The following is an 18,509-nucleotide window of genomic DNA, read 5'->3' as shown; positions in this document are numbered from 1 at the left end:
TTTAACACAATTTAACAATAAAATTTAATTTTCATAGTGTTGAAAATACACAATAATTTGGTTGTTAAATTGTTATAGTTAGTTTACTTTTGCCGCACTAAAATAATCAACGAAGTGTCAAATCATAAAAATGTCAACGCGTTAACCGCCGGCGGTGTTCTAATCAGTTTAGGAATTGTGTTCGGTGATATTGGTACATCACCCCTATATACCTTAAATGCAATTTTTACAACAATTTTAGGGGGCAAGCAAGATATCAATCCAACAAATGTTCTAGGCGTTTTATCTTGTATCATTTGGACATTAACCTTACAAACCACCATTAAGTATGTTATTATTACCCTAAGAGCCGATAATAAGGGCGAGGGTGGTATTTTCTCTTTATTCTCCCTGGTGCGCAAAAAGGCTAAGTGGCTGGTGGTTCCAGCTGTTGTAGGTGGCTGTGCATTACTGGCAGATGGTATTATCACGCCCAGTATTACCGTAACATCAGCAATTGAAGGGCTTACCAATAAATTTGAGGTACCGGTTATTCCAATTGTACTAACCATTTTAACTATCCTATTTGTTATCCAGCAGTTCGGAACCAATTTGGTAGGGAAACTATTTGGTCCGGTAATGTTTGTTTGGTTTGCTGTTTTGGGTGTTTTAGGCGTGTCTTTTATTGTAAAAGATTTCAGCATCCTAAAGGCATTTAATCCATACTATGCTATTCATTTACTGGTTACCAATAAATTAGCATTTTTAATTCTGGGTGGTGTCTTTTTATGTACAACAGGGGCAGAGGCTTTATATTCTGACTTGGGGCACTGTGGTAGAAATAACATCAGGATCAGTTGGATTTTTGTGAAACTCACCCTTATTCTAAACTATTTGGGGCAGGGTGTTTGGATTTTGCAGAACAGCGGGAGTTACGTTCCTGGGGCAAAGATGAATCCCTTTTTCCAAATCGTTCCTGATCAGTTTCAGATTCCAATGGTTATACTGGCTACAATGGCAGCAGTAATTGCCAGTCAGGCTTTAATTAGCGGCTCTTTTACCTTAATTGCCGAGGCCGTGCGCTTAAACCTTTGGCCTAAAATTAAAATTGTTTACCCATCAGTTTCTAAAGGCCAATTATACGTTCCTTCGATTAACTGGATGTTGTGGATTGGTTGCTGCGGCATTGTATTGTTGTTCCAAAAAGCAGAGAAAATGGACGCAGCCTATGGTTTATCAATTACGATAGCCATGTTAATGACCACTATTTTGGTGAGTTTTTATTTGAGAAGTAAACGTTTCCCGAAATATTTAATAGCCTTATTCTTTTTTACGTACGTTATTATTGAGGGTACATTTTTGATCAGTAATTTAACCAAATTCTTGCATGGTGGTTGGGTAACGGTATTAATCGGGTCCTTGTTATTTACAGTGATGTGGAGTTGGTTTGTGGCCCGAAAAATCAAAAACCGCTTTGTTAAATATGTCGAAATTGAAGATTATTATGAGATTTTAACTGAATTAAGCAGCGATGAATCTGTTCCGAAATACTCGTCTCAGCTGGTTTATTTAACGAGTGCTAACTTTAAAACTGAGATCGAATCGAAGATTATCTATTCCATTATTCAAAAAGAACCAAAACGCGCTGATGTGTACTGGTTGGTACACGTTGATGTAATGGATGAGCCATATACTTTAGATTATAAAGTTGAATTCCTAATTCCGGGCAAGTTAATCAGGATCGACTTTAGGTTAGGTTTCAGGATTGAACAACGTGTAAATTTATTGTACCGTAAAGTGGTTGAAGAGTTAGTGAAAAATGGAGAGATCGATATTACGAGCCAGTATACTTCGTTAAACAAACATAAAATTGCTGGCGATTTCAGGTTTGTTCTTTTAGAAAAACATTTATCTAAATTTACCAAGTTGAGTTTCTACGAGAGACAGATTATGGATTACTATTTTATCCTTAAGAAATTAAGTTTGTCTGAGGAGCGGAGTTTTGGTTTGGATAGCAGTTATGTTGATGTAGAGAAAGTTCCATTGATTTTCGTTACACCAGATGATATTGAATTAAACAGGTTGCCAGTTTAATTGATGAGAAAAGCGATCATGATAATGGGAATTGGCTTGTTTTTAGCCGGCCCCATAGCTAAAATATATCATCTCGACCATGCCAATAATTACATGATTGCATCTGGATTGGGACTGGTGATGATTACAGCGCTAGCTTTTATAAAGAAGAAATAAATATAATCCTCTTTCTTTTAAAGAAAGGGGATTTTTATTTTATCCATAAAATTTGTCCTTATTCCATTTTTTTCCTATCGGTTGGTGTCTCACCGACCGAAATGATTAATCCCTAAAATGCGTGAGTATCTTGAATTGATCAATCCCTGTTTCATAAAAGTTTGCACTACTCCAGTTATAATCTTCAGGATGAGTGCATAAATTCCATTTTTCTTTAATTGGATTATCATGGATATAATCTAATTTTTGTATTATAATACTTTCCTTACTTAAAGGAATCGCCAGTGGGTCTCTTTTCCAGAATTGAAAAATCCTGTCGTTCTTTTGAGAACGGTATTTTTCCTATCGGTTGGTGTCTCACCGACCGAAATGATTAATCCCTAAAATGCGTGAGTATCTTGAATTGATCAATCCCTGTTTCATAAAAGTTTGCACTACTCCAGTTATAATCTTCAGGATGAGTACATAAATTCCATTTTTCTTTAATTGGATTATCATGGATATAATCTAATTTTTGTATTATAATACTTTCCTTACTTAAAGGAATCGCCAGTGGGTCTCTTTTCCAGAACTGAAAAATCCTGTCGTTCTTTTGAGAACGGTATTGATTTATAAGTATAGGATTATTTACCAAAAGATACTTTCTAAATTTGTGTGCTGTGAATTTAGTAAAGCTGGCTGCTGGAGATTCCTTTCCATTTAATTTGAGCATATTCCAGATTAAATGGATGTGATTGGGCATGATAACATAACCATATACCTCAATAAGCTTTTGATAAACTAAAAATTTAAGTGAATTTATGATGATCATTTTCAAGTTATCATCGCTTAATAAATGAGCAAAATTGCAGATGGTATCGGTATAAAAATATGATAATCCATTTGTCCCTGTCTTTTGTGGAAAATGTGCATAATTTATTCGTATTTGAGTTGCAGGGACAACTTTTATACAAAATACAGATATTACAATTATTATCAAATTTTTTCGGTCGGTGAGACACCGACCGATAGAGTAAATATAATTTTCTTTTTATTAAAGAAAGAAGATTTAATGTTAGAAGGACATTTGCGAGATCGTCACCCTCAATTTGTTTCATGATCTTACCACTCGAGGGCTATCGGTTGGCGTCTCACTGACAGAAGAATTAGAAGATACTATGAATAGATTTCAGCGTGACGCAGAATGAGTAATTAAGTAACAATTTATAGCTTTGTCCTTAAGTACTTAGCCATTGTATTGGCATAGTTATCATCAAAGTCTATAGCAGAAATTTCCTTATACTTTATCTTTGTCGGCTCATCATCCAGATAACCTGCGGGATCGAAGTTCAAAATTTTTAAACTTCTTTTCTTCACTTTTACAATCTCACCGATTTTAAAAAAGAATCTCTTATTGTTTTCGTTTTCTACCGAACAGTTTAAGTTTGTGCTTTTTATAGAATTGAAAATGGTTTCCCAGCTTTCTAAATTAATTTGGTAAGGCATTTCGATCAGCTTTTTCTGGCCCTCCTGTTCCATTATGGAATCGAAAAATTGGTCATAGTCGTTGTGTCTGATTTTGGTAATAGAAGATATTGGAAAAATGGTAAATCCGTTAAATAGAAAATCATCGTTCACTTTAAGGAGAACAAAATCAAATGAGTGATCTAAGATATAACCATGAGAAAGTACATAAGATTTGTTACCAACGTCTCTTTTAATTTTGACATAGTCTTTCTCTGCCTGATGTTTCTCTATTTTCTCAAAAATTGTCATATCATTCATCTATAGCTTAAACCTCCGGATTTGCCAATTTACTATGCTTGTAACCATAGGCAAAATAAACCACAAGCCCTACTACCAGCCAGATGCCGAAACCAATCCAGTTTGAAATACCAAGTTCGCACATCATGTACAAACAGCTGATCAGCCCTAAAACTGGAATTAACGATAAGTTTTTAGTGATGCAATAGTAGGTAATGATTACGCAGATGATCAAGAAAATCCACATTGGAATTTTGTGCTTAAATAAGCCCCAACCACTTTCGTATTTCTTTTCCACAGGTACTTTTGAGGCTGAAATAAACTGCTCGTAACGATCAGCAGGCAATGCACTTAGATAAGATTCTGCATCTACTTTTTCCGCCAATAAAATTTGTGGCGCAGCATTCTTAACAATTTCCTCTTTAACAATTTTCAGTTCATCACCACTTAAAGAAGTAACAAAAGTTACGGTTTGGATGGTTTTAGGCGAATTGAAAAAGAATGCTTTTGTTTCTTTCCCATATTTGGTGAATGCAAAAATTATGGTTGCAATTAATATAATCGGAATAATAAACTTACTATTTATATAAGGAATTTTGAATTTCCCACGTTGAACATCAGGCCTGTTCTGTAATACTAAAACCCCTGCACAAACCAATACGAAAGCAAAAAGTGTTCCGATAGAACAGAGATCGGTAACGATGGTCAGATTCATGAACAGTGATGGTACAGCCACTACAAAACCTACCACAATAGTTGCAAATGAAGGTGTTTTGTATTTCGGATGAATTTTAGAAAAAGATTTAGGTAATAACCCATCTCTGCTCATGCTCATCCAGATACGTGGTTGTCCCATTTGGAAAACCAAAAGTACACTGGCCATGGCAAATACCGCACTTACGGCAATAATACCGCTCATTAATTTTAAGTTAATCTGATCAAAAACGAAAGCTAAGGGATCGCCAACGGCTAAGGTATTCGATTTAACAATACCGGTTAAAACCAATGCAATAGCTACATAAAGGATGGTGCAGATAATAATTGCCCACATCATTCCACGAGGTAAATCGCGTTGTGGGTTTTTACATTCTTCAGCTGTTGTAGAAATGGCATCGAAACCGATATATGCAAAAAATACAGCCGAAACGCCCTTTAAAATTCCAGAAACTCCGTTTGGCGCAAATGGATCCCAGTTTTTTGTGTCTACGTAAAATATACCAACCGCCAATACCAAAAGAATTACCGCAAGTTTAACCACCACCATGGCGTTACTGGCATTGCGGCTCTCTTTCATACCGCGGTAAATTAACCAGGTAATTAAAATGATAATACCTAGAGCAGGAATATCTGCAACGAGGTGAAAACCACCTATTTTAGGAGCGGTAAGCCATGCATTATTGGCTAAAGCTGTAGCCGAATCTAAATCTGCCAGGTTTTTGCCTGCCGCCAGAAGCGCTTCAGCGTGTTTATGTCCGTTATAAGCACTGAGGTAATCCATTGTCATCCAGTCGGGTACATGGATGCCATCTATGCCCAGGGGAGGTATTTTTATGGTGGAGAGTAGTCCCGTAAAGTAATCAGACCAGGATATGGCTACCGTAATATTACCAATGGAATACTCCATAATGAGCGACCATCCGATAATCCAGGCAATCAGTTCGCCAAAGGCCACATAAGAATAGGTATAAGCACTACCAGAAACGGGCACCATTGATGCAAACTCTGCGTAAGCAAAGGCCGCAAAGCTGCAGGCTACTGCCGTAAAAATAAATAAAAAGATTACTGCCGGACCACCATCTGCACTTGCCTTGCCAATCGTACTAAAAATTCCTGCTCCAATAATCGCTGCAATTCCAAAAGCTGTTAAATCGCGTACACCGAGTGTTTTATGTAATGTATTTTCATGGTCGCCATAGCCTTTTGCCGCATCTTGTAATATCTTGGAAATAGATTTCTTTCTGAATAGCTTTTCGAACATCTTTTATTTGCTTGTTTCTTCAAACTTATAAAAAGTTTGGTTAAAAACGTTTAAAGCAGGATATAATTTTCATTTCACTACTCGTTGGATGGTATAACGACATCGAAAAGAACGGTAATTATTAGATTAAAGTAAAAATTTGCAATTATTTGGCTTAAATAATCCTTTGTTTGATTCGCATAATTTTCGGATAAGTGAAAGCCCTAATTTTGTTGTCAATAATCAATCAGATATATAAGAGCCCTTAAATAGATGTTTGATTTGAATATTTTTAACGATTATAGTACCAATATGAATGCAGATACAACACAAATAAAATACATTAAAGAACGTCACCAGGGTTTGGCTACTTTACTGGCCTTTGCTTTAATTCCGTTATCAGGTTTTGCTACCGATATTTACATCCCTTCTTTACCAACAATGGCTGGCGAAATGCAGGTAAGCAGCGTTCAGGTTCAACTTACATTAAGTATTTTCTTAATTAGTTATGGGGTGGCACAACTTTTTATCGGGAGTGTACTCGATAGTTTTGGCAGGTATAAGATCTGTTTATACTCGCTATTAATCTTCGCTGCTGCAAGTATCATTATCGCCACTACCCAAAACATTTATCTCATTTATCTGATGCGGATTGTTCATGGACTTACGGTAGGCGCAATCGTAGTGGCAAAAAGGGCTTACTTTGTCGATCTTTATGAAGGCGACCAGCTAAAACACTATCTCAGCATGTTTTCCATTATTTGGTCTACCGGGCCAATTGTAGCACCATTTATTGGCGGTTATCTCCAAACGGCATTTGGTTGGGAATCTAATTTCTATTTTTTGGCCGGTTTTGCACTTGTTTTTGCTGTATTGGAATTATTGTTCAGTGGTGAAACCTTAAAACATTTTACCGATTTTCAACTGAAAAAGATAACGGGCATTTATATCGAAATGATTAAAACAACGAGCTTTACATTGGGGATTGTAATGTTGGGTTTAGCCTATTGTATGGTGATGGTTTACAATATGACTGGTCCGTTTATCATTGAACATCACTTTAATTTTTCGCCGGTTACTGCAGGTTATAGTTCCCTGTTTTTAGGTTTCGCCTGGATGGTAGGGGGCTTTATCGGTAAGGCCACCATTAACAGGCCTTTCTTTAAAAGATTAATGATCAATTCTTTGTTTCAGGTGGCTTTTGTTGTGCTGATGATTATAAGTTTAAATTTTGTTTCTAACCTCTGGTCGTTAATTTTCTTTGCCTTTTTAATCCACGTAGGAGCAGGCTTTACCTTTAATAATTACTTTACTTTCTGCCTGAGCAAATTCCCGAAAAATGCGGGCATTGCAGGTGGATTAACAGGAGGGATTACTTACGTGATTGTTTCTTTTTTGAGTTATGGTATCGTAAACCTGATCCCTGCCAAAGATGAAAGTAACCTCAGTTACAGTTATCTGATCATGATTCTATTATCGGTTTTGGTGATGTTTGTCATACTAAGGATCAGGAAAAAGGATGAAGCGTAATTTATAGGAGATTATGTGTTTTCTCCCTCAAGAAGTAGCATATTTTTTTGGAGAGCAAAGCCTGTTATACATAGGTAAGGTTCAGTCCTTCTGTTTGTTACAATCCTTTTTGGGGGAATTTTGGGAAGAACAATATATCCAATACCCAAAAGGGATTTTCACTTCCATCAGGTCTATTCAGTTGGGTGCTGCACATAAAACATTGGTTTTGATTACCTGTGATGTAAATTACGGTTCCGTGCCCTCTGTGTTTCCGTGGTAAAAAGTACAACAAACAAAAAAAGTCGTGGCTAAATGCCACGACTTCTAATTTATCATTTTAAGGGAAAAAACCCTTCTGCCTTATCCCAGTTTTTCCAGTTCTGTTTTTACAAAATTTGCCAGTTCTTTTACATATTCTGCACTGAAATCAAACTTAATTCCTGCAGTTTCATATATTTCGTTCATTGGCTTGGTATAACCTAATGAAAGTGCCGCCAAGTATCGATTTAAAGCCTTTTCTGGATTTTCTTTATAATTTTTCCAAACGGCAATGGCGCCTAACTGAGCAATTGCATATTCGATATAATAAAAAGGAACTTCGAATAAATGCAGCTGCTTTTGCCAGCCATTTCCAAATTGTTGTTCTAAATCTGTCCAATCGGCAAAACCAGCACCAAAACGGTTAAAAATCTGCTTAAAGGTTTCTTCACGGTCGGCTGCGGTATGGTTAGGGTTGGTGTAAATCCAGTGTTGAAACTGATCAATTACGGCAACCCAAGGTAATGTTTTCAAAACATCAGCCAACTGTTCTTTTTTAGCACGGTTTAAATCTTCTTCGTTATCGAAATAAACATCCCACTTATCCATTGAGATGAGTTCCATACTCATTGATGCCAGTTCGGCTACCTCAGATGGGCAGTGCTTAAAATCGTTTAGCTCTAAATTTGCGGTTAAAAAGGTATGGATCGCATGACCGCCTTCGTGAACCATCGTGGTTAAATCGTGCAACGAATTTGCCGAGTTCATGAAGATAAACGGCGCTCCTGTTTCGGCCAATGGGTAATTATATCCACCTGGCGCTTTACCCTTTCTGCTCTCTACGTCAAAAAGGTTATTGGCTTTCATGGTTGCCAATTTTGAGCCTAACTTTTCATCAATAGCATTAAAACAGGCAATACTTTTATCAATCAGCTCTTCGCCGTTGTTAAAAGGTTTCAAAGCCGGTTTGCCACTAATGCTTACTTCTAAATCCCAAGGTTTTAATACTTCTAGTCCTAAAGCTTCTCGGCGTTTTTCTGCCTGTTCTTTTAAAATCGGAACAATTTCTTTTTCGATGGCATTTGCAAAATCATAACAATCCTGCGGGGTATAATCAAAACGGCCTAAAGCCTGAAACATGTAATCGCGGTAGTTCTCAAAACCCGCATTTAAGGCAACCTGGTTACGCAGTTTAATCAGCTCATCAAACAAAATATTTAAATCATCTTTATCAACCAAACGGCGCTGTTGGATTGTTTTCCATGCATTTTCGCGTACCTCACGGTTTAAATCTTTAATAAAAATCGAGGCCTGTTCCAAAGTATATTCCTGACCATTTAACTCAACACTCATGGCACCGGTAATGCCTTGATATTTTTGTTGTTTCACCTGTAATTCGGTAAACAGCTCGATGTTTTCATCGCGGTAAAGCTCTAATGCTTTTTTTATCGCACGGCTGTAAACGAAATATTTTTCTTTGTCCAAATCATCCATAAATGGACTATCGACAAATTTTTTGTTCAATTCATTGGCTAATGGAGAAATTTTTGGCTCTATTTCAGTCGCAAAATATTGAAAGTTTTTAACCAACTCTTCATTTGCGGTATCGCAGCTCATTCTGATGTATCTCCAGGCAAAGTCTTCTTCCAAAGCTGCTTCCAGCTCAGAACGGTCTTTTAACCAATGCTCTAATTCCACAGCGCTGGTTATTTCGCGGTTTTGCAGTTCAGTGAAAAGTGGTTCTAAATTTTCCCAGGTAATGTTTAATTCCTGTGGAATATATGTTCTAGGTTTCTTAGTTATCATAGTAATTAATTATTGAATTATAGAATGATTGAAAGAGTGAATGGTTTACTGCGCAATGCTATATTGTCTCATTCAAAATTCAGTCATTTTATTTATGTCTCAAATACGCGTCTATTAAAAAGCATATGGCAAATACTACCGATGCATAACCATTTAAGGTTTGAAATGCCCTGTTTACTTTGCTAATATCATTTGGTTTTACTAATAAGTGCTGATAAATCAACATCGAACAGAAAAACACAATACCTACGTAATAAACCCAACTGAAGGATGTAAAAAACACAGGCAAAATAACACAGGTGGCAGAGAGTATATGCAACAGCACCGAAACATTCAAAGCATTTTTAATGCCAAGTGCCGATGGGATGGAATGTAATTTTTCTTCACGGTCAAATTCTTCGTCCTGTAGGGCATATATAATATCAAATCCACTTACCCAGAATAATACGGTTAAGGAGTAAAGTACAGGAACCAGCGCAAAATGCCCGGTTACGGCAATATAAGCACCAATGGGAGCAAGCGCCAGGCCTAAACCCAATACCAAATGACAAAGCGCAGTGAAGCGTTTGGTGTAGCTATAAAACAAAACCACAAACAAAGCCACTGGCGATAAATAGAAACAAAGCGGGTTAATGAAGTAGGTGGTAATGGCGAAAAGTACACAATTGGCAATAACGAAAATCAACGCCTCATTTGCCGAAACTTTACCTGCAGGTATGTCGCGCATTTTAGTCCGCGGGTTCTTCGCGTCAATATTTCTGTCGAGATAACGGTTAAAAGCCATAGCCGAGTTTCTGGCAAAAACCATACAGAGCAAAACTAAAATCAGCTTATACCAGGAAAATGGATTTTCTGTTGTGGTTACGCCCAAAAAGAAACCAATCATGGCAAATGGTAGGGCAAAAACAGAATGGGCGAATAATACGAGTGAAAAGTATTTTTTCATTTATTGGAAAGGGTTAACGGTATAAATCGGTTAACTGGTTAATTTGTTATTTTGGTTAATGGCTAAATGGTTCATTGATAGGGTGCTTAGGTATCTATTCGACTATAAACCATGAACTAATGACTAATGAACCATTGAACTGGTTAAAACTTCTTATAATCTGTTGGTACAACAAAATCCTTATTTACTTCGTAGATGAAATTTAAAACATCATCTTTTCCGTTTCCTTTTTCTGCAGAAGTGATAAAGGTGGCTGGAATTTCTTCGAAAAATTCGCCTAATTTTTTCTTAAAGGCAGCAACATTTTTCTGGGTAGTGGTCATACCTTGTTTATCGGCTTTGGTAAAAATTAGCGAAAACGGTATCTGCTTTTCACCTAACCAATAGCAAAATTCAATATCAATTCCCTGAGGTTCTAAACGGCTGTCTATCAAAACAAAAACGCATTGCAAACTTTCTCTTTTGGTGATATAGGCGCGGATAAATTTCTCCCATTTCTCTCTGCTGGTTTTAGAAACCTTAGCATAACCATAACCTGGTAAATCGACAATATACCAGGCCTCATTAATTAAAAAGTGATTAATTAACTGTGTTTTTCCCGGACGTTGCGAGGTTTTGGCCAATCCATGCTGATTAACCAACATATTAATTAATGAAGATTTACCCACATTAGAGCGGCCAATAAATGCATATTCGGGCATGGTTGGTACGGGTAGCGCCGAAATCTGCGTGTTGCTGCAAACAAATGTTGCCGTTTTGATAATCATAGTGCAAAGGTAGGGTTTTGAGTCCGAAGTCCGAAGTCCGAAGTCTGAAGTACAAATTGAAATTTTAAATCTAATTTTTGACACTATGGTGAATACTTTGCCTCAAAGACTTCGGACTCCGGACTAAAGACTCCGGACTTTTCTCTATCTTTGCTCCATATCATGAATCAGAATATCACTCCATACCAAGTAGAAGATGCAACTAAAAAAGAGCAGGTTGCAACCATGTTTAACAACATTTCTGGCACTTACGATTTTTTAAATCATTTTCTTTCTTTAGGCATTGATGTATTATGGCGCAAGAAAGCCATTAAAGAATTGGTTTCCATCCATCCAAGAACTTTACTTGATGTAGCTACGGGAACTGGTGATTTTGCTTTTGAATCCATAAAAAAGCTTCATCCCGAAAAGGTAATTGGCGTTGATATTTCTGAAGGAATGTTAGAAGTAGCCAAGAAGAAAATTAACGAGCGTAGTTTAAACGAAGTTTTTACTGTTCAGGTAGGCGATTCCGAAGGTCTGCATTTCGAAAATAATACTTTTGATGCGATTACCTGCGCTTATGGTGTGCGTAATTTCGAAAACCTCGAAAAAGGATTGGCAGATATGTACAGGGTATTAAAGCCCAACGGGAAAATGGTGATATTGGAATTTTCGAAACCAAAAGTTTTTCCGGTAAAACAATTGTACAGTTTTTATTTTAAACAGGTGACGCCTTTCTTTGGAAAACTATTTTCTAAAGACCACAGAGCCTACACTTATTTGCCAGAATCGGTAGCAGCTTTTCCAGACGGGGAAGATTTTACCAATCTGATGGAAAAAGTTGGCTTTAAAAGTACCAAACAAAGAATTTTAACGTTTGGAATAAGTTCGATATATGTAGGAACCAAATGATCAGAAAATTAAGCCTCATTCTTTCACTTTTTATTATTTCTACAACCGCCTTTGCTCAAAATTGGGGTGGCGGAATAGATGATGAAGATTGGAGTTTTGGTTTTAATTTCCAGTATATCTCAGCTGAATACAAAATTCTTAAAAAGCAAAACTGGCGATCGCCTTTTTATGAGATGCCAAATTCCCTGGATCCCTCTTACGATCCAAATTCTGGTATTCCGGTTACCTCAACATTAAATTCTATTTCTAGCCCACCATCTCAGGGTTTTGGGTTGGGTTTTGTAATGAATAGGATGATCTCAGATAACTTCGATATCAGGGCAACACCTTCCCTTATTTTTAGCGATAGGGTGGTAACTTACGAGTATGAGCCCATGGCGCCGATTAATGTTGGCAACGGACAAACAAAAAACTTTCAAACAGTAGTAGAAAGAAAAGTTCAGGCCACGATGTTCGAATTTCCGTTAGGCATAAAGGTAAAGTCGAACCGGATGAACAATTTTAGGGCATATTGGTTGGGCGGTGTTAAATATTCGATAGATATAGCTTCGAAAAAGAAAACCTTCGATGAAGGAGAAACAGCTGTAAATAAGTTTTTAAAAAATAAAAGAAATTACCTGTCTTACGAAACAGGTATCGGTTTCGATATTTATTTCGAGTATTTTAAAATGTCGCCCGAAATAAAACTCTCGTATTCAACCAATGATTTGCTTCAGCACGACAATACTGTTTATGCCAATCCGATAGATAAGTTGAAATTACGTCAATTAACATTCAGTTTGATTTTTCAATAGTCCTGCAATCCAAAAAAACTTACCTTTGTTGGTGTAGGTAAATCAAAGATGATATCTTAAAGGATTACCGAGACTTAAAATTCATAAAAATGTCTAAAATCGCATTAATTACAGGTGCAACTTCTGGTATTGGCGAGGCGTGCGCACATACATTTGCCCAAAAAGGTTATAATTTGATATTATTGGCCCGCAGAGAAGATCGGTTGGCTAAAATTGCCCATCATTTGGAAGATAAATATGCCATTACCATCAAACAGGTTTTTGCAGATGTTCGCGATAAAGAAAGTCTTACCAATGCTTTAGAAGTTTTGCCAGCAGAATGGAAAAAGGTTGATGTTTTGATTAACAATGCAGGCTTGAGTCAGGGTTTAGACCCCATTGATAAAGGCGATACCAACGATTGGGACACCATGATTGATACCAATGTAAAAGGCTTGCTTTACGTAACCAAAATTGTTTCCAACTGGATGATCCCAAATCAATCGGGCCATATTATTAACATTGGTTCTATTGCCGGGAAAGAAGTTTATCCAAATGGAAACGTATATTGTGCCAGCAAACATGCTGTAGATGCTTTAAGCAAAGGTATGCGTATCGATTTATTGCCTCATGGCATAAAGGTTACCGAAATTAATCCAGGGATGGTAGAAACCGAATTTTCGGTGGTGCGCTTTAAAGGTGATGAAGACCGGGCGAAAAAGGTGTATGAAGACCTGGAGCCGCTAATTGCCGATGATATTGCCGATGCGATTTGGTATGTAGTAAGCAGGCCGAAGCATGTTAATATTAACGATATGCTGATTATGCCAACCGTACAGGCTACAGCAACGATTATAAATAGAACCCCCTAGTCCCCTGAAGGGGGGATTAATACGGGGAGGAAATAACAATATAATTTTTTTATTTTAAACTAATGAAAGGAAAGCCCCTTTAGGGCTTTGGGCTTAAAAATGATATCAAATACAATAGATCAGGAAATAAAAAAAGCCATGTTGGCTAAAAATAATGCACAGTTAAGAGGTTTAAGGGCAATAAAAGCAGCCTTACTTTTAGCTAAAACAGAGAAAGGATCTTCGGAAGAAATTACCGAAGAAGCTGAACTTAAAATTCTTCAGAAACTGATTAAACAACGCCGCGAATCTGCTGATATTTACAAACAACAAAATCGGGAAGATTTATATCGGGTAGAAGAAGAAGAAATTGAAGTAATTAATCAATTTTTACCAAAACAGTTAGACAGGGCTGAGGTTGCTACAATTATCGAGGCCGTAATCAAACAATCTGGTGCTACATCGGTTAAGGATATGGGTAAGGTAATGGGCATGGCAAATAAGGAACTTGCAGGTAAAGCTGATGGTAAATTAATTGCAGAGATTGTTAAAGAAAAACTGGCTTAATTAAGGTAAAAGGTAGAGGATTAAGAGGTTTAAGGCCAATTTATCGCCAGTCGCTTATCGCTCTACGCATTGCAAATGAAGTTTTTATACCGTTTTCGATTTTATTTCAGAAAAATGGCATATAAATGCATAAATTTAATTTTACTCTACTAACTTAGTAGCACAATACCATCTAGAATATATATGACTTACCCGATAATAGAAGAAGACGGATTTAAATACATCGAAGCTGGAACAGGCGAGACACTGGTATTGCTACATGGCCTAATGGGCGAACTAAGCAATTGGGAACTGGTTATCGAACAGTTTAAAGATCGCTATCGTGTAATTATTCCAATTTTACCAATTTACGATTTGCCTATTTTAACATTGGGCGTAAAAGCACTGTCGAGGTATCTTCATCGCTTTTTAAAATATAAAAATTTAAACCAGGTAGTGCTTGTTGGTAATTCACTTGGTGGCCACGTAGGTTTGGTATTTACGGTTGCTCACCAGGAATTTGTTAAAGCCCTGGTGCTTACGGGTAGCTCTGGTTTATACGAAAATGCTTTTGGAGGATCTTTTCCACGTAGAGAGAGCTACGATTATATTAAGGAAAAAGTAGAATTTACTTTTTACGATCCGGCCACAGCAACTAAAGAACTGGTTGATGATGTTTTTAAAACAGTTAACGATAGATCGAGGGTTATTCGTATCTTAACCATGGCAAAATCGGCAATACGCCACAATATGGCTAAAGAACTGTCTAAGATTACCATACCGGTTTCCTTAATATGGGGCAAAAACGATAAGGTTACTCCGCCAGAAGTGGCAGAAGAATTTCACGAATTGTTGCCGAATTCGGAATTGAACTGGGTTGATAAATGCGGTCATGCACCTATGATGGAGCATCCGGAAATATTTAATGCATTTTTAGAGAAATTTTTAAATAGAATATTGTTGAAATAAATGTTTGCAGCAGAAATCATATCAGATGCAATTCCATCACTAAGAACCGATGACACGGTACAGAAAGCTTTAGATCGTATGAACGATTTTAAACTAAAGCACTTGCCAGTTGTTAACGAGGTAACTTTATTGGGTTTGGTTTCTGAAGATGATTTATTAAATATTGATAATCACGATACCCTTTTAAGCGATAGTGCGGTAAACATACTTAATGTTTTCGTATTGGGTAATGCACATGCTTACGATGTAATCAGGTTATTGAGCCAGCTAAAATTAACGGCTGTTCCGGTTTTAGATCAACAGAAAAATTATGTTGGTTTAATTTCTATCAATAACATGGTAAATGCGGTGGCCGAACAGTATGCGGTAAACGAACCTGGTGGGATTATTGTTTTGGAGATTAGTAACCGCGATAATTCTCTGGCACATATTGCGCAGATTGTTGAAGCCGATAATGCGCAGGTACTCTCTTCATATGTGAATTCTTTCGAAGATTCTACACGTTTAGAAGTAACGCTCAAAGTAAACAAAACAGAAATTACTTCATTGGTAGCCTCTTTCGAAAGATATGATTATCTGGTTAAAGAGGTATACAATAACACCCAGATTGATGATGGATCGCAGGAGCGTTACGATTCTTTCATGAACTATTTAAATGTATAAACCTACTTTATGAGGATTGCAATTTACGGCAGAGATTTTAATGATACGGTTTTGCCCTATGTACAAGAGGTTTTTAATCATTTAGCTGAACATCGTATTCAGCCTGTTTTATATTCTAAGTTTAAAACATCGCTTCATGGTAAAATTAAACTGCCTGCAAATACCGTTATTTTTCACAATCATACCGAATTAAAGGAACTTGCCGATGTATTGCTGAGCTTAGGTGGAGATGGTACCTTACTCGATACCCTATCGTTAATCCGTAATTCGGGCATACCGGTAATCGGAATTAACTTTGGCCGTTTAGGATTCTTGGCCAGTATAAACAAAAACGAAATTGGATCGGCCCTCAATGCGCTGATCAATAAAGAATATACCTTAGATTCCAGGTCCCTTTTAACGTTAGAATCTGATAATGGTTTATTTGGCGAAGAAAATTTTGCATTGAACGATATTACCATTCACCGTCGCGATAATTCAGCAATGATGATTATCCATGCTTCAATGAATAATGAGTTTATTAACTCTTATTGGGCCGATGGATTAATTATTGCCACCCCAACAGGTTCAACAGCATACTCATTAAGTTGCGGCGGACCGATTATTTATCCAGATTCTGAAAACTTCGTAATTACCCCTATTGCGCCACATAATTTGAATGTGAGGCCAGTAGTCGTACCAGATAACAATAAGCTCTCTTTTGAGGTAGAAGCCAGAGAATCAAAATTTTTGGTTTCCTGCGATAGCCGAACTGTTACTGTAGAGCGTTCGGTAAAAATTAGTATAAAAAAGGCAGATTTTTGTGTAAATCTTATCCGCCTTAATAATGAAACCTACTTAAACACGTTAAGAAATAAATTATTATGGGGCATCGATACCCGTAACTACTAAGTATGACGCCAAACAAACAGTTATTAATTATCCTCTTTTTCATCTTTAGCGGGCAGCTTGTTCATGCACAGCGTGCGGTAATAGGCGAACCCTCTTGGGAAGTTGGGATTATGGCTGGTGGTGCAGGTTATATGGGCGATCTTAATCAGAACAATCCTTTGCTAATTAGTGGTCTCTCGGGCGGGCTTTATGTAAAACGGAACTTTAACCAATACCTTGGCGTACGTTTAAATTATACTTACGGGCAAATAAAAGCCGATGATTCTTACTCGAGTAATGAGCAGTTCCGAGAAAGGAACCTGCGTTTTAAAACGATGCTGAACGAATTTAGTGGCTTAATTGATTTCAATTTTTTCAATTTTAATCTTGGTGGAGGAAACAGACAATTTACACCATACCTTTTTACGGGTGCAGGTTTACTTATATTTAAACCAACGGTAAAAATTGATGGTGAAAGATATCGGTTAGATCGACTAAGAACCGAAGGTCAGGAAAATGGTTATAACAATGCTGTTTTAACTATCCCATATGGATTAGGGCTAAGGTATAATTACAAAAACACCTGGAGCGTTTTTACCGAATTGGGTTATAGGACAGCATTTACCGATTATCTAGACGATGTGAGCGGCCGTTATCCGGTTAATCCTGTATTTGTTGGAGAAGGCCAAAATCAGGTTAATTTATCCGATCCTTCACGCTATCAAATCGGACAGCCAGGGACTCAAAGAGGCGATTTTCGAAAAAGGGACACTTATCTATTTGTTAGTGTTGGCATATCTTTTACCTTTGTATCCTCAAAATGCTATTCCTTTTAAGCTGATTTTGACATAATTAATGGGATTTAAAGAACAAATAGACTATAGCCGCCTGCCAAAGCACATTGCCGTAATCATGGATGGTAATGGAAGATGGGCAAAAGGCCAGGGTAAAGTGCGGGTTTTCGGACATGAACAAGGTGTGCTTTCTGTAAAAGACATTGTAGAAGGTTGTGTTGAAGTAGGTATTGAATACCTTACTTTATATGCTTTTTCTACCGAAAATTGGAACAGACCCAAAGAAGAGGTAGATGCTTTAATGCAGATCCTGATTTCTACCATTAACAAAGAAACCGAAACACTTAATAAAAATAATATTAAGCTGAATGCAATTGGCAATATTGCATCTTTACCCCAAGAGTGTATTGATGATTTAAAAGAAGCTATGGAGAAAACAGCCCATAACGAAAAATGTACATTAACACTGGCATTAAGTTATAGTGCAAAGTGGGAGATTTTGGAGGCTGCAAAAAAAATTGCATCAGCAGTAAAAAACAATATCATTTCTTTGGATGATATTAACGAAGACCTGTTTTCATCTAAACTAACAACCGTAAATATACCCGATCCTGAATTGATGATCAGGACAAGTGGCGAACATCGTATTAGCAATTATCTGCTTTGGCAAATGGCTTATACCGAGTTTTATTTTACTGATGTTTTATGGCCGGATTTCAGACGTGAAGATCTTTTCGAGGCTATTGTAGACTATCAAAAACGCGAACGCCGTTTTGGTAAAATTAGTGAACAATTAAACTAATTTTTCTTTTAACACTTTTTAACAAGCGTTTAAACTAACTTAGCACCACTTTTATACGATAAATGAAACCATAATAAGGGAACAACGTAAAGAAATTTTACTTTATAAAATATCGTTACCTTTTAGCCA

General features: G+C 36.9%; 18 protein-coding genes. 12 read left to right on the top strand and 6 right to left on the bottom strand.

Annotation, left to right across the window (positions count from 1 at the left end; all coding sequences use genetic code 11):
* Positions 1-114 precede the first annotated feature (114 nt).
* Positions 115-2,073, top strand: a complete 1,959-nt coding sequence (locus FHT21_RS21065; RefSeq protein WP_167296718.1) for a KUP/HAK/KT family potassium transporter — start codon at positions 115-117, stop codon at positions 2,071-2,073.
* A gap of 3 nt (positions 2,074-2,076) precedes the next feature.
* Positions 2,077-2,229: a hypothetical protein gene (locus tag FHT21_RS21060; protein WP_167296717.1), complete on the top strand. Its 153-nt coding sequence runs from the start codon at positions 2,077-2,079 to the stop codon at positions 2,227-2,229.
* 373 nt (positions 2,230-2,602) lie between these two features.
* Here the strand turns inward: FHT21_RS21060 and FHT21_RS21055 are convergent, their stop codons facing one another.
* The 3 genes from FHT21_RS21055 to FHT21_RS21045 all read right to left on the bottom strand — a co-directional run bounded on the left by FHT21_RS21055 (position 2,603) and on the right by FHT21_RS21045 (position 5,950).
* Positions 2,603-3,208, bottom strand: coding sequence for a transposase (locus FHT21_RS21055; RefSeq protein WP_167296716.1), 606 nt, complete (start codon positions 3,206-3,208; stop codon positions 2,603-2,605).
* A 224-nt stretch (positions 3,209-3,432) separates the two neighbouring features.
* A complete protein-coding gene (locus FHT21_RS21050; protein ID WP_167296715.1) occupies positions 3,433-3,984 on the bottom strand; it encodes a hypothetical protein in 552 nt (183 codons plus the stop codon).
* A 16-nt stretch (positions 3,985-4,000) separates the two neighbouring features.
* Positions 4,001-5,950, bottom strand: a complete 1,950-nt coding sequence (locus tag FHT21_RS21045; RefSeq protein ID WP_167296714.1) for an amino acid permease — start codon at positions 5,948-5,950, stop codon at positions 4,001-4,003.
* Between the two features lie 291 nt (positions 5,951-6,241).
* Here FHT21_RS21045 and FHT21_RS21040 point away from each other — a divergent pair, with 291 nt between their 5' ends.
* Complete coding sequence (locus FHT21_RS21040) at positions 6,242-7,459, top strand: MFS transporter (RefSeq protein ID WP_167297362.1); 1,218 nt, start codon at positions 6,242-6,244, stop codon at positions 7,457-7,459.
* Between the two features lie 342 nt (positions 7,460-7,801).
* On the opposite strand, the gene FHT21_RS21035 is transcribed toward FHT21_RS21040, so the two are convergent.
* The 3 genes from FHT21_RS21035 to yihA all read right to left on the bottom strand — a co-directional run bounded on the left by FHT21_RS21035 (position 7,802) and on the right by yihA (position 11,218).
* Positions 7,802-9,505 carry a M3 family oligoendopeptidase gene (locus FHT21_RS21035; protein ID WP_167296713.1) on the bottom strand — a complete coding sequence of 568 codons (1,704 nt, stop codon included), beginning with the start codon at positions 9,503-9,505 and terminating at the stop codon, positions 7,802-7,804.
* 88 nt (positions 9,506-9,593) lie between these two features.
* On the bottom strand, positions 9,594-10,451 hold the full coding sequence (locus FHT21_RS21030) for a UbiA-like polyprenyltransferase (RefSeq protein ID WP_029274080.1): 858 nt from the start codon (positions 10,449-10,451) through the stop codon (positions 9,594-9,596).
* Positions 10,452-10,594: 143 nt separating this feature from the next.
* Positions 10,595-11,218: a ribosome biogenesis GTP-binding protein YihA/YsxC gene (gene yihA / locus FHT21_RS21025; RefSeq protein ID WP_167296712.1), complete on the bottom strand. Its 624-nt coding sequence runs from the start codon at positions 11,216-11,218 to the stop codon at positions 10,595-10,597.
* Between the two features lie 162 nt (positions 11,219-11,380).
* Between yihA and ubiE the strand changes: the two genes are divergently transcribed.
* The 9 genes from ubiE to FHT21_RS20980 all read left to right on the top strand — a co-directional run bounded on the left by ubiE (position 11,381) and on the right by FHT21_RS20980 (position 18,380).
* Positions 11,381-12,112 carry a bifunctional demethylmenaquinone methyltransferase/2-methoxy-6-polyprenyl-1,4-benzoquinol methylase UbiE gene (ubiE, locus tag FHT21_RS21020; protein ID WP_190326382.1) on the top strand — a complete coding sequence of 244 codons (732 nt, stop codon included), beginning with the start codon at positions 11,381-11,383 and terminating at the stop codon, positions 12,110-12,112.
* Positions 12,109-12,906: an outer membrane beta-barrel protein gene (locus FHT21_RS21015; protein ID WP_167296711.1), complete on the top strand. Its 798-nt coding sequence runs from the start codon at positions 12,109-12,111 to the stop codon at positions 12,904-12,906. The genes ubiE and FHT21_RS21015 overlap by 4 nt, the downstream gene beginning before the upstream one ends.
* An 89-nt stretch (positions 12,907-12,995) precedes the next feature.
* Positions 12,996-13,757, top strand: coding sequence for an SDR family oxidoreductase (locus FHT21_RS21010; RefSeq protein ID WP_167296710.1), 762 nt, complete (start codon positions 12,996-12,998; stop codon positions 13,755-13,757).
* Positions 13,758-13,856: 99 nt separating this feature from the next.
* Positions 13,857-14,303, top strand: a complete 447-nt coding sequence (locus tag FHT21_RS21005; protein WP_167296709.1) for a GatB/YqeY domain-containing protein — start codon at positions 13,857-13,859, stop codon at positions 14,301-14,303.
* A 183-nt stretch (positions 14,304-14,486) separates the two neighbouring features.
* Positions 14,487-15,251: an alpha/beta hydrolase gene (locus FHT21_RS21000; RefSeq protein WP_167296708.1), complete on the top strand. Its 765-nt coding sequence runs from the start codon at positions 14,487-14,489 to the stop codon at positions 15,249-15,251.
* Positions 15,252-15,914 carry a CBS domain-containing protein gene (locus FHT21_RS20995; RefSeq protein WP_167296707.1) on the top strand — a complete coding sequence of 221 codons (663 nt, stop codon included), beginning with the start codon at positions 15,252-15,254 and terminating at the stop codon, positions 15,912-15,914. It begins immediately after the preceding gene.
* A 9-nt stretch (positions 15,915-15,923) separates the two neighbouring features.
* A complete protein-coding gene (locus tag FHT21_RS20990; protein WP_167296706.1) occupies positions 15,924-16,805 on the top strand; it encodes an NAD kinase in 882 nt (293 codons plus the stop codon).
* A 2-nt stretch (positions 16,806-16,807) separates the two neighbouring features.
* Positions 16,808-17,620: a DUF6089 family protein gene (locus FHT21_RS20985; RefSeq protein WP_167296705.1), complete on the top strand. Its 813-nt coding sequence runs from the start codon at positions 16,808-16,810 to the stop codon at positions 17,618-17,620.
* Positions 17,621-17,639: 19 nt separating this feature from the next.
* A complete protein-coding gene (locus FHT21_RS20980; RefSeq protein ID WP_167296704.1) occupies positions 17,640-18,380 on the top strand; it encodes an isoprenyl transferase in 741 nt (246 codons plus the stop codon).
* Positions 18,381-18,509: the final 129 nt, after the last annotated feature.

This window comes from Pedobacter sp. SG908 (assembly GCF_011759615.1).
GTDB lineage: Bacteria > Bacteroidota > Bacteroidia > Sphingobacteriales > Sphingobacteriaceae > Pedobacter > Pedobacter riviphilus.
The sequence above is the reverse complement of the archived record's forward strand: the minus strand, read 5'-3'. Positions and strand labels throughout refer to the sequence as shown.

Coding starts and splice junctions, on each gene's coding strand:
- FHT21_RS21060 (WP_167296717.1), top strand. CDS start 2,077: ATGAGAAAAGCGATCATGATAATGGGAATTGGCTTGTTTTTAGCCGGC.
- FHT21_RS21050 (WP_167296715.1), bottom strand. CDS start 3,984: ATGACAATTTTTGAGAAAATAGAGAAACATCAGGCAGAGAAAGACTAT.
- FHT21_RS21045 (WP_167296714.1), bottom strand. CDS start 5,950: ATGTTCGAAAAGCTATTCAGAAAGAAATCTATTTCCAAGATATTACAA.
- FHT21_RS21040 (WP_167297362.1), top strand. CDS start 6,242: ATGAATGCAGATACAACACAAATAAAATACATTAAAGAACGTCACCAG.
- FHT21_RS21035 (WP_167296713.1), bottom strand. CDS start 9,505: ATGATAACTAAGAAACCTAGAACATATATTCCACAGGAATTAAACATT.
- FHT21_RS21030 (WP_029274080.1), bottom strand. CDS start 10,451: ATGAAAAAATACTTTTCACTCGTATTATTCGCCCATTCTGTTTTTGCC.
- yihA (WP_167296712.1), bottom strand. CDS start 11,218: ATGATTATCAAAACGGCAACATTTGTTTGCAGCAACACGCAGATTTCG.
- ubiE (WP_190326382.1), top strand. CDS start 11,381: ATGAATCAGAATATCACTCCATACCAAGTAGAAGATGCAACTAAAAAA.
- FHT21_RS21015 (WP_167296711.1), top strand. CDS start 12,109: ATGATCAGAAAATTAAGCCTCATTCTTTCACTTTTTATTATTTCTACA.
- FHT21_RS21010 (WP_167296710.1), top strand. CDS start 12,996: ATGTCTAAAATCGCATTAATTACAGGTGCAACTTCTGGTATTGGCGAG.
- FHT21_RS21005 (WP_167296709.1), top strand. CDS start 13,857: ATGATATCAAATACAATAGATCAGGAAATAAAAAAAGCCATGTTGGCT.
- FHT21_RS21000 (WP_167296708.1), top strand. CDS start 14,487: ATGACTTACCCGATAATAGAAGAAGACGGATTTAAATACATCGAAGCT.
- FHT21_RS20995 (WP_167296707.1), top strand. CDS start 15,252: ATGTTTGCAGCAGAAATCATATCAGATGCAATTCCATCACTAAGAACC.
- FHT21_RS20990 (WP_167296706.1), top strand. CDS start 15,924: ATGAGGATTGCAATTTACGGCAGAGATTTTAATGATACGGTTTTGCCC.
- FHT21_RS20985 (WP_167296705.1), top strand. CDS start 16,808: ATGACGCCAAACAAACAGTTATTAATTATCCTCTTTTTCATCTTTAGC.
- FHT21_RS20980 (WP_167296704.1), top strand. CDS start 17,640: ATGGGATTTAAAGAACAAATAGACTATAGCCGCCTGCCAAAGCACATT.